10 protein-coding genes are annotated in these 10007 nt (G+C 70.3%); 5 read left to right on the top strand and 5 right to left on the bottom strand.

Features of this window, described 5'->3' with window-relative positions; genetic code table 11:
- Positions 1-31: 31 nt before the first annotated feature.
- The gene (locus tag QL985_RS06480) at positions 32-454 is read right to left on the bottom strand and encodes an organic hydroperoxide resistance protein (protein ID WP_259906075.1); all 423 of its coding nucleotides are present in this window, start codon (positions 452-454) and stop codon (positions 32-34) included.
- 307 nt (positions 455-761) lie between these two features.
- Positions 762-1691 (bottom strand): Abi family protein, encoded by a 930-nt coding sequence (locus tag QL985_RS06475; RefSeq protein ID WP_259906074.1) that lies wholly within the window; start codon positions 1689-1691, stop codon positions 762-764.
- Positions 1692-1911: 220 nt separating this feature from the next.
- Here QL985_RS06475 and QL985_RS06470 point away from each other — a divergent pair, with 220 nt between their 5' ends.
- Positions 1912-2592, top strand: a complete 681-nt coding sequence (locus QL985_RS06470; RefSeq protein ID WP_259906073.1) for a hypothetical protein — start codon at positions 1912-1914, stop codon at positions 2590-2592.
- 151 nt (positions 2593-2743) lie between these two features.
- On the opposite strand, the gene QL985_RS06465 is transcribed toward QL985_RS06470, so the two are convergent.
- Both QL985_RS06465 and QL985_RS06460 read right to left on the bottom strand, forming a co-directional pair.
- Complete coding sequence (locus QL985_RS06465; RefSeq protein ID WP_257744371.1) at positions 2744-3772, bottom strand: YdcF family protein; 1029 nt, start codon at positions 3770-3772, stop codon at positions 2744-2746.
- 146 nt (positions 3773-3918) lie between these two features.
- On the bottom strand, positions 3919-4506 hold the full coding sequence (locus QL985_RS06460; protein WP_257744372.1) for a GNAT family protein: 588 nt from the start codon (positions 4504-4506) through the stop codon (positions 3919-3921).
- 172 nt (positions 4507-4678) lie between these two features.
- Here QL985_RS06460 and QL985_RS06455 point away from each other — a divergent pair, with 172 nt between their 5' ends.
- The 3 genes from QL985_RS06455 (at position 4679) to QL985_RS06445 (ending at position 8433) form a co-directional block, all read left to right on the top strand.
- A complete protein-coding gene (locus QL985_RS06455) occupies positions 4679-6898 on the top strand; it encodes a catalase (RefSeq protein ID WP_257744373.1) in 2220 nt (739 codons plus the stop codon).
- 198 nt (positions 6899-7096) lie between these two features.
- On the top strand, positions 7097-8158 hold the full coding sequence (locus QL985_RS06450) for an iron-containing redox enzyme family protein (RefSeq protein WP_257745156.1): 1062 nt from the start codon (positions 7097-7099) through the stop codon (positions 8156-8158).
- Positions 8155-8433 (top strand): CDGSH iron-sulfur domain-containing protein, encoded by a 279-nt coding sequence (locus tag QL985_RS06445; protein ID WP_121241610.1) that lies wholly within the window; start codon positions 8155-8157, stop codon positions 8431-8433. The genes QL985_RS06450 and QL985_RS06445 overlap by 4 nt, the downstream gene beginning before the upstream one ends.
- A 125-nt stretch (positions 8434-8558) precedes the next feature.
- Here QL985_RS06445 and QL985_RS06440 read toward each other — a convergent pair whose 3' ends face one another.
- Positions 8559-8726, bottom strand: coding sequence for a hypothetical protein (locus tag QL985_RS06440; RefSeq protein ID WP_168165718.1), 168 nt, complete (start codon positions 8724-8726; stop codon positions 8559-8561).
- 259 nt (positions 8727-8985) lie between these two features.
- Here QL985_RS06440 and QL985_RS06435 point away from each other — a divergent pair, with 259 nt between their 5' ends.
- Positions 8986-9900: a sulfite exporter TauE/SafE family protein gene (locus QL985_RS06435; RefSeq protein WP_257745005.1), complete on the top strand. Its 915-nt coding sequence runs from the start codon at positions 8986-8988 to the stop codon at positions 9898-9900.
- The last annotated feature ends 107 nt before the right edge of the window (positions 9901-10007 follow it).

Genomic DNA, 10007 nt, shown 5'->3' with positions numbered 1-10007 from the left:
GCCTTGCGGCGAGATGGGGTGGGGAGGTTCATCACTCGTCCACCACCGTGACGGTCACGGGGATGTTTCCTCGCGTCGCGTTGGAGTAGGGGCACACCTGGTGCGCCGCGTCCGCGAGCTCCTGGGCTTTCTCGTGCTCGAGCTCGGGGATGACCACCTCCAGCTCGACGGCCAGGCCGAAGCCGCCCTCGCCGTTGTCCCCGATCTGGACCCGTGCGCCGACGGCAGACTCACCCAGGGCAACCTTCTGCTGGCGGGCCACCATCTGCAGGGCCGAGTGGAAGCACGCCGCGTATCCGGCGGCGAAGAGCTGCTCAGGGTTGGCGCCGTTGCCGGAACCGCCCATCTCCTTAGGGATGGCCAGGTCGAACTGCAGCGAGCCGTCCTTGAGGGCCACACTGCCGTCGCGGCCCGCGCCCTGCGCGAGTGCTTCTGCGGTGTAGAGAGCGTCCATGATTTGTACTCCTTCGCTGGCGGGACTGGCAGGTCTCGACCCCCCAAGCGTCGAGACCCGCCGTGCTGGTGCCGCGTGTGGGTGGGCGTGACAGGGACCCATGGAGTCCTGCGCGCCCGCTCATGACACGTGGCCGCTGTTCGCGCACGCCCCCGTGGTTGGGGGGGGGGGGGAGGTCCGGGACCGTGGCGAGCGACCGGAACCGATCATAGTTGCGTGCGTTTTAGTTGTCCACAATGGATTTTCAGGAGCACAGTCGCCCACGTCCTGGAGGTGGCTGCCACGCAGACCCGTGGTGGCGGAGCGTTCAGGCAGCGGTGTGCGCCCGCCAAAAGGGGTCATCAGCCCATCCGCCGAAGAGACCCATGGCACTCGCGGGAACGTCGAGGTTGCCCTCGATGAGCGTGATGAGTCTCCGCGCCCAGGAACTGTGGGGAGAGACAGTGACCAGAACTGATTGCAGTGAGACCAGAACCGGGTAGAGCCGCTTGCGCCGATCGGGATCTTCATCCAGCATCTCCCGCGCTTCGAGCCATGGCACCGATCGGTCAGCTGGGATGGCGGGATAGACGCCGAGGCCCACGTTCCACAGCCGGCCGTGATGAGCGCATATGTTGCGAACGCGGACGTAAGTCGTCAGCCATGACGACAGGACCGCCTCGTTGAGACCCAACGAGGCGGCAATGTCGGTTCTGCAACGGCGCGGCTGGAGATTCGCGTAGAGGTGACTCAACTGACCAATCGTCAACATCTCCACCATGACCCATGAGGGCGGCAGCTCTGGAGTGCCGTAGGTCGTCAGGTAGTGCTCCAAAGCGGACCTGTAGTTGACCGAGTCGCCTACAGGCTCCGCCCGACGCCCGAGCTGCTGATGGCACTCCCTCCGGACTTCCTCGAGCAGCCGCCGGTGTTTCCCACGATCCCGGAAGTGCCGAGGATCGGTATACCAGTGCGAGTCACCCGCATGCATCGACATGACGTCCGTCATGCTGGCACGCACCGCCACCTCTACTCGCTCCACCGCGTCGAGCACCAGAAGTCTCAGCTGTCGGTCGAATACATAGAGACCCAGGACGTCATCGAAGGTGGCCCCCGGGAGAAACTCGTGAGACCCGTCGTGGGTTTGGAACGGAATCATGTACGGCGACAATCGGTAGTACCCGATGTGTCGCATGTAGCGTTCTGCCCGCTGTCCGTCCGGGATCTCCAGCCCCCGTCCCACCAGCTGGTCCACCATTTGCCGATGAGACAAAGGGGGCTTCGCGTAGAAGTCGTGACCCCTGGTGCGCGAGCGATGATGGGCTGCTGACATGCCCCGATCCTAGAGGGAGAGCATGAAAAATCCCCCAGGTGCGCATCGTTGAGAGGCGAGGGGGATCTGGTCCCCCCCACTCTAGACCACTTCATCGGTCGCGGGAACACCCGCTCTCGACCAGCCCACCTTTACCCTTGACCCCATGACCCACACCCACCGCTTCACCGGCCACATCGCCGGCGTCGGCACCTCCGGCGGGACCCGCCTGGTGCTCGGCTGCTGGGACCGCACCCCGCAGGGTCCGTTCGCGGACGTCATGGTCGCCCACCCGGACGGCCGTCGTGAGCTGCTGGCCCCCACCGACTGGGTGGCCGACTTCGTCTCCGCCACCTACACCTTCGACACCGTCACCCGCGTTCCCGTGACCGTGCAGCGCACCGGGTTCGCCCGCGCCTCCCGCTGGACCGTCACCGCCGGGCCGCTCACGTGGCAGTTCAGCGTGGGCCCGCGAGCGCCACTCGGTCTGCTGCTGCAGTCGGTTCCACGGCCGCTGGGCACCTCGCTGCCCTTCGCGCGGATCACCAACCTGGTGGCGCCGCACGTGATGCCCGGTGTGCAGACCCTGGGCACCGCGGGCAACGGCCGCACCGAGTGGTACTCCGCCTACGACCTCCACGCCATCACGTTCTCCCGCGCCACATGGGGCGGCCACGACCTGGGCACGCTCACGGACATGACCCCTCCCCCGGACTTCGGGTTCAGCTCCACGCCCCGCCGCCCGAGCCTCACCGCGCTGACCAGCACGGTGCGGGTTCCCGACGCCGCCCACGTCGCTCCGCCGTCCCCCGGCACCACTCCCAGGGCGTTCCGACGACGCCGCTGAGCCCGCGTTTCCAGGCCCCGTCACCATCCAGAGCGGCACGCCAGCACCCAGCAGCACCGCCCATTCCGCAGGTGCCGGCACCGAGCGGACGGGCGGGGCGTGCGGAACGGGGCCGTGCGGCGTCGCCGTCGGGAGAGAGTCTGCGGCGCGGTCAGCGCTGGAGGTACCCCGCCAGCGCGGACCACGCGATGGGTGCGGTGAGCAGGAACAGCAGGATGGCGTGGACCACCCACCCGCTGCGCACGGTGGCCGCGTACTCGCGCAGCACCGCCGAGGGCAGGTAGTAGCGCGCGGTGCGGGAGCCGACCACCCGAACCGTCATGCCGAGGTCCGTGGCGAAGCGCCCGGCGCGCAGCACGTGGTAGTCGCTCGTGGCCACCACCATGCGGGCGTCCCGACCGGCGGGCACCAGCTCGCGGGAGAAGATCAGGTTCTCGCGCGTGGTGCGCGCCCTGTCCTCGATGCGCAGGGAGTCCCGGACCTCCGGGGCCTGCCTCAGGAGGTACTCGCCCATCGCGTCCCCCTCGGCGCGATCTTCGTCCGGGCCCTGGCCACCGCTCGGAATGAGCAGGGGCGGCGCACCACTGCGGTCCCGCGTGCGGCGCCACGCCTGCAACCCGGCGTCCAGGCGACCGGCCAGCAGCGGCGGGACTGCCGCGCCGATCAGACCCGAGCCCAGCACGATCACGGCGTCCACCGGGCCGCACGGGCGGATCCCCGTGACCACCCGGTTGTAGACCACGAACCCGATCAGCGTGACCACCACGTACGCCGTGGCCACCAGCAGCGGCCCGTACAGCGCCCCCAGCAGCGTGAGGTTCCACTGCGCAACCGCCCAGAGGACCAGCGCCTCGCCACCGAGCCCCGCGGCCAGCACGAGGGACAGTAGGTTGGCCAGGGTGCGGCCCTCCCGCCGGAGCATCACGATCCCGTTGGCGAACAGCCACACCGTGGCCGCCGCGACCGCCGCACCGATCAGCACGGCGGTGATCAGCGACGCCCTGGTGCCGCCGAAGACCTCCAGCGCGATCACCCACAGCACCGAGAAGCCTGACAGCCCCGTCAGCGTGATCAGGGCCAGGTTCCACCCGCGGTACGGGGTGAAGCGCAGGGACAGCGCGGTGGCGCCCAGCAGGGCGAGCAGCACGGCCACGGCCCACCAGAAAACGCTCAAAGTCATGATCCCCCCGGCTCGGAGACGGACTCCAGGCCCTGGGGGCGGCGTGCTCGCGCCCGCCCAAGGGTTCCGGACGCCCGGGGTCCGGGCGGTGCCAGCCTATCGGAGGCCACCGGCGGGGGCGCGGCCCGCACCGTCCGGCGGACGGGTCAGTGCCGCGCGACCCGCGCTTCCAGACCGGTCCGCACGGACGGCCACTCGTGCTCGAGCACCGAGTAGACCACGGTGTCCCGCAGCACCCCGTTGCGCTCCAGCCGGTCCCCGCGCAGCACGCCGTCCAGGCGGGCGCCGAGGCGTTCGATGGCGGCGCGGGACTGCTGGTTGGCCCAGCTGGTCTCGTAGCGCACGCACCGGCAGCCGAGCTCCCCGAACGCGTGGGTCATGAGCAGCAGCTTGGACTCCGCGTTGGTGCCCGTGCCGTGGGTGGAGGCCCGGTTCCAGGTGTGCCCGATGCTCACGCGCGGGACCGCCCACTGGGGGTCGTAGAAGGTGGTCATGCCCAGGACGACGTCGTCCGACTGGCGCACCGTGGTGAACGGGAGCATGAAGCCTTCCTCCTGCCACGCGAGCCGCTGCTCGATCGCGTCCACCATTCCGTCCGGGGACGGCACGGAGGTGTACCAGCGGTCCCACATGCGCCCGTCCTCGGTGGCCTCGACCAGGCCGTCCAGATGCTCTCGGGTCAGGGGCTCCAGCCGCACGAGCCGGCCATGCAGGGTCATGGGTGTCCACGTCATGGGGCCACTGTCTCACGACGCCGCGATGCTGCTCCTCGGCCGGGCCTCGCGCGAGCGCTGGGGCAGGGCACACCTAGAGGTGTAGTCAGTCCATCAGGGTGCTGACATTGTGGAGGGGCACACCCGGTGCTCCATCCGCGGGTGTGTGCCGTCTCTTCGCAGGAGGATCATCATGTCCGCACACGAGAACCAGACACCCCAGGTCCCGGGAGTTCCCGGCACCGGGGACACGTCCCTCGAGGAACCCACCACACCGCGTGAGCCCCTGCCTCCCAAACCGGACCAGGGTGCGCCCGAGCGGGTGTCCTCCACCGGTGCGCCGACCGATGCGCCCATGTCCAGCATGGCGCAGCAGGGCGAGTACTTGACCACAGCGCACGGCACCCGGCTGGGCAACTCGGACCAGTCCCTCAAGGCCGGCCCGCGCGGTCCCGTGCTGCTGCAGGACCACCACTTCCGCGAGAAGATCTCGCACTTCGACCACGAGCGCATCCCCGAGCGCGTGGTCCACGCCCGCGGCACCGGCGCCCACGGCACGTTCCGCTCCTACGGCACCGCGTCCCGCATCAGCCGGGCGGGCGTCTTCGCGGAGGGCAAGGAGACGCCGGTGTTCGTGCGCTTCTCCACCGTCCTGGGTTCCCGGGGCTCCGGGGACCTGGCCCGTGACACCCGCGGCTTCGCCGTGAAGTTCTACACGGACGAGGGCACCTGGGACCTGGTGGGCAACAACATCCCCGTGTTCTTCATCCAGGACGCCATCAAGTTCCCAGACGTCATCCACGCCGGCAAGCCGCACCCGGACCGTGAGATTCCCCAGGCGCAGTCCGCGCACGACACGTTCTGGGACTTCGTGTCCCTGCACACCGAGGCGCAGCACCACACCATCTGGAACATGTCCGACCGCGGGATCCCCCGTTCGTTGCGCACCATGGAGGGCTTCGGCATCCACACCTTCCGCCTGGTGGCCCAGGACGGCGCCACCGTGCTGGTGAAGTTCCACTGGAAGCCGCGCCTGGGCGTGCACTCCGTGGCGTGGGAGGAGGCCCAGCTGATCAACGGCGCGGACCCGGACTTCCACCGCCGGGACCTCGCGGACGCCATCGAGGCCGGTGCGCACCCGCAGTGGGAGCTGGGCGTCCAGGTCTTCGAGGACAACGAGGAGCAGAGCTTCCAGGGCATCGACCTGCTCGATCCCACCAAGCTGGTGCCGGAGGAGCTCGTGCCCGTGGAGCCCGTGGGCCTCATGACCCTGGACAGGAACCCCTCCAACTACTTCGCGGAGACGGAGCAGGTGGCGTTCAACCCGAACAACCTGGTCCCGGGCATCGACGTGACCAACGACCCCCTCCTGCAGGGCCGCCTCTTCTCCTACCTGGACACCCAGATCACCCGCCTGGGCGGGCCGAACTGGAACCAGCTGCCCATCAACCGCCCGCACGCCGCGGTCAACGACATGCTGCGGGACGGCTTCCACCAGGGGGCCGTGCACTCGGGGGTGGCCCCGTACCGCCCCAACTCGCTGGACGGCGGCAACCCGTTCGAGACGCCGGAGAGCGAGCACGCCTTTATCGACCACCCGGCACCCGTGCCGGCGTCCGTGAAGGAGCGTGTGCGGCCGCAGTCGTTCGAGGACCACTTCTCCCAGGCGCGGATGTTCTGGCTCAGCCTGAGCGAGGTGGAGCGGGAGCACACCGCGCAGGCCTACGCGTTCGAGCTCGGCAAGTGCTGGGACGAGACCATCCGCGTGCGCCAGCTGCGGCACTTGTTCGCCATCGACCCCTCCCTGGGACACACCGTGGCGCAGGGGCTGGGCCTGCCGGACCAGGAGCCCACGGTGGCCCCGGCCCAGGACGTCCAGCCCTCGCCGGCACTGTCCCAGGTGGGCGGCACGTGGCCCGTGGAGGGACGCCAGGTGGGCATTGTGGTGGGCCCGGACACGGACGCGGAGCAGCTGACCACGCTGATCTCCCGGATCGACGCCGAGGACATGGTCCCGCTCGTGATCGCACCGCAGGGTGGCGAGGTGGCCCCGGGCGTCGTCGCCCACCGCACGCTGCTCACGGCGCGCTCCATCGAGTTCGACGCCGTGGTGGTCACCACCACGGGGGCACCCGCCCACCAGGTGGCCGCGGGAATGGACGCGAAGGCCGGAGCACCCAGCCCGGGCGACGTGGACCCCCGCGTGAGCCTGCTGCTCAACGAGATGTGGCGCCACGCCAAGGCGATCGCGGCCTTCGGGCCCGGCGTCACGGCCCTGGAAACGCTGCAGATCGAGCAGACGCCCGGGGTGGTCGCGGCGGACTCCGCCGAGGACGCCCTGAGCACCGTGACCGAGCTGCTCGGCAGCCACCGGGTCTGGGAACGCTTCCCGACCACCGGTATGTTGGCATAGGAAGCACGCTCAGCATCACTCCGGCCACCCGCGCACCGTGCCCCCGACGCGGTGCGCGGGTGACCGCCTCCCCGACCACGGTGGGGCCGGTGCCCGCGCGCGGGCACCGGGAGCGACGTCGTCCGCGCCGTGACCCGCCGGCGAGGCGCGCCGAGCCACCGCCCCGCCCACAAACTCTCGTCATCGGAGACCACGATCATGACCACAACCCCCGTCCGCACAGCCGCCCCGGCAGCCCGGGGACCCGTGAGCACCGCCCTCCTGGACGTCCTGACCGGACCTCAGGACACCCCGGACGCCGCCTACGAGACGCTCGCGAGCGCCGTCGCCCGCGCCGTGGAGAGCACCGAGGACGTGCTCGCGGACGAGGACGTCCAGCTCTCCCTGTTCCTGCTGTACCTGCTGCACTACGGCCCGGCCGAGTTCGTGACCGGGGACCGCGAGTGGGACCCCGAGCTGCTGCGCATCCGCGCGGTGCTCGAGGAGCGCTTCGAGCGCGAGCTGCGGGAGCGCGTGCCCATGCCGGATCCCATGCCGCAGGACGGCGCCGAGCTGGTGGACACGATGTTCGCCATCACCGGCGGGGCGGAGAAGCCCACCCTGGCCACGTGGCTCGCCCGGCACCCGAGCGAGGAGACCCTGCGCGAGTTCCTGATCCACCGCTCCATCTACACGCTGCGTGAGGCGGACCCGCACTCGTGGGGCATCGCCCGGCTGCGGGGCCGCGCGAAGGCCGCGCTGGTGGAGATCCAGTCGGACGAGTACGGCGGCGGGCGCCCCGAGCGCGTGCACGCCACGATTTTCGCCCAGAGCATGCGCGGCTTCGGGCTGGACGACACCCTGGACCACTATCTGGACCTGGTGCCCGCGCCCACGCTCGCGTCCATGAACGTGATGAGCCTCTTCGGGCTGCACCGCCGGCTGCGCGGGGCGATCGCCGGGCACCTCGCGGCGTTCGAGATGACCTCGTCGATCCCCAACAAGTACTACGGCCGCGCGTTCCGCAAGCTCGGCTACGGTGAGGACGTCACCTGGTACTACGACGAGCACGTGGAGGCCGACGCCGTCCACGAGCAGATCGCCGCCCGGGACCTCGCCGGGGCGCTGGCCCAGGACGAGCCGGAGCTGCTGGAGGACGTACTCTTCGGCGCGGCCGCGTGCCTGTACGTGGACGGGCTCATGGGCGATCACATGCTGGAGTGCTGGAGCAACGAGCGCTCCTCGCTGCGTGCGGACGACGCCGCTGGGGCGGCTCTGTGAGCAACGAACGCCCCGAGGACTCCCCCGCTGAGGATCCCGTGGTCATCACCCCGTGCCCCAACGGGCCGCTGCTGGTGCGCGGGGACGTGATGATCGCCCCGGAACCGGGAGCCGAGCCGCAGAAGCCGCCGCGCCGCGTCGTCGCCCTGTGCCGGTGCAACATGTCCTCGATCGCCCCGTTCTGCGACGGCTCCCACAAGCTCGCGAACTTCCGCACGCGTCCGCCGCGCTACAACATCGGCAGCCCGCGGGAGGATGCGGGCGAGGAGGACTGAGGCCCAGGACGCAGGGCGGTGCAGCACGGCCCGCACGGCAGCGACACTCCCCCGTCTCTTCCCCGAACACAGAAGGGCGCCCCGCAGGCACGTGCCTGCGGGGCGCCCTTGTCCGCGCGAGGACCTCAGTTCTCGGTGGCGGGGGTCTCGCCCTTGTTGTCGGTCATGGCGCCGACGCCCTCGTCGGCGGGCTCCGCGTCCACCTGGGTGTCCTGGGCCATGGCCGCGGCCTCGTCCTGCGGGTTCATCTTGATGGACTCTTCCCCGGCGTTGGCGGGATTCTTCTGTGCCACGGTGCTGCCCTTCCTCTGGACTGCTGATCGGTGGGATCACCGACATTCCCATTTTCGTCAGTGTGCTGTCTGCTGACAAGGAGGTGGTCGAGGCCACATTTCTGAGCCCTGTGTCAAGCCCACGTCACGCTGTGACATGGGACGACGCACGAAGACACACACCTTGGGCCCGGGTTCGGGCGGTTCCTACGCTGGGGCGATTCACGCGGCAACCCGCCGGTACCCCGCCGGCACCGCCGCCCGCCGTGCAGGAGGCATCGTGCGCACACTCATCGTGCTGGCCCTCGTGGGCTTCGGAGCGCAGCTCGTGGACGGTTCCCTGGGCATGGCCTACGGCGTGACGTCCTCCACCCTGCTGCTGGCCGCCGGGCTGACCCCGGCCTCCGTGTCCGCCACGGTGCACCTTGCGGAAGTGGGCACCACGCTCGCGTCCGGGTTCTCGCACTGGCGCTTCGGCAACATCGACTGGCGTGTGGTGGGCTTCATGGCCGTGCCCGGCGGGATCGCGGCGTTCTTCGGCGCGAACCTGCTCACCGTCTCCGGCGACGCCGCCGCGCCGGTCATGTCCACCATCCTCCTGCTGCTCGGGGTCTACGTGGTGTGGCGGTTCCTCAGCATCGGCGGGCGGCGCCCGTCGTTCCACGGCCGCGTGCCCGCCGCGTTCCTGGTGCCCCTGGCCGCGGTGGCCGGGTTCATGGACGCCATCGGCGGCGGCGGGTGGGGGCCCGTGGGCACCCCCACGCTGCTGGCCTCCGGCAAGATCGCGCCCCGCAAGGTCATCGGCTCGATCGACACGTCCGAGTTCGTGGTCAGCCTAGGCGCCTCCGCGGGGTTCCTGCTGGCGCTCGGCAGCCAGAACATCAACTACGGCATGGTGGTCGCCCTGCTCGTCGGCGGCGTCGCGGCCGCACCGCTCGCGGCATGGCTCGTACGCCTGCTCGCCCCGCGCATCCTCGCGATCGGCGCGGGCGGACTCATCATCGTGACCAACGCGCGCACCCTCCTGCGGGTCGATGCCGTCCAGAACACCCTTCCCGACGCCGCTCCCACCCTGATCCTCGCGGGTCTCGCCGTGCTGTGGGCCGGTGCGCTCGTGTGGGTGATCCGCAGGGAGGTCGCGGACCGCCGCGCACCCCCGGCGCACACGGAGGTGCGGGTGCCGGAGAAGGTGTGAGGGCGGCGTCGTCCTCTCGGTTCCGGGACCTGCCCGGCACGCTGTCGGCGCGCCCTGTCCGATGAGCGGCGAGCGCCGTAGAATCGATCCCGACGGAAGGAGAGCGA

This window comes from Kocuria sp. APC 4018 (genome assembly GCF_030407675.1).
In the GTDB taxonomy this organism is placed as follows: domain Bacteria; phylum Actinomycetota; class Actinomycetes; order Actinomycetales; family Micrococcaceae; genus Kocuria; species Kocuria rhizophila.
This window is presented reverse-complemented; position numbering and strand designations above follow the sequence as displayed.

Bases quoted from the DNA above. Each gene is read 5' to 3' on its own strand.
- QL985_RS06470 (WP_259906073.1), top strand. From the start codon at position 1,912: ATGACCCACACCCACCGCTTCACCGGCCACATCGCCGGCGTCGGCACC.
- QL985_RS06450 (WP_257745156.1), top strand. From the start codon at position 7,097: ATGACCACAACCCCCGTCCGCACAGCCGCCCCGGCAGCCCGGGGACCC.
- QL985_RS06480 (WP_259906075.1), bottom strand. From the start codon at position 454: ATGGACGCTCTCTACACCGCAGAAGCACTCGCGCAGGGCGCGGGCCGC.
- QL985_RS06455 (WP_257744373.1), top strand. From the start codon at position 4,679: ATGTCCGCACACGAGAACCAGACACCCCAGGTCCCGGGAGTTCCCGGC.
- QL985_RS06475 (WP_259906074.1), bottom strand. From the start codon at position 1,691: ATGGTGGACCAGCTGGTGGGACGGGGGCTGGAGATCCCGGACGGACAG.
- QL985_RS06460 (WP_257744372.1), bottom strand. From the start codon at position 4,506: ATGACGTGGACACCCATGACCCTGCATGGCCGGCTCGTGCGGCTGGAG.
- QL985_RS06465 (WP_257744371.1), bottom strand. From the start codon at position 3,772: ATGACTTTGAGCGTTTTCTGGTGGGCCGTGGCCGTGCTGCTCGCCCTG.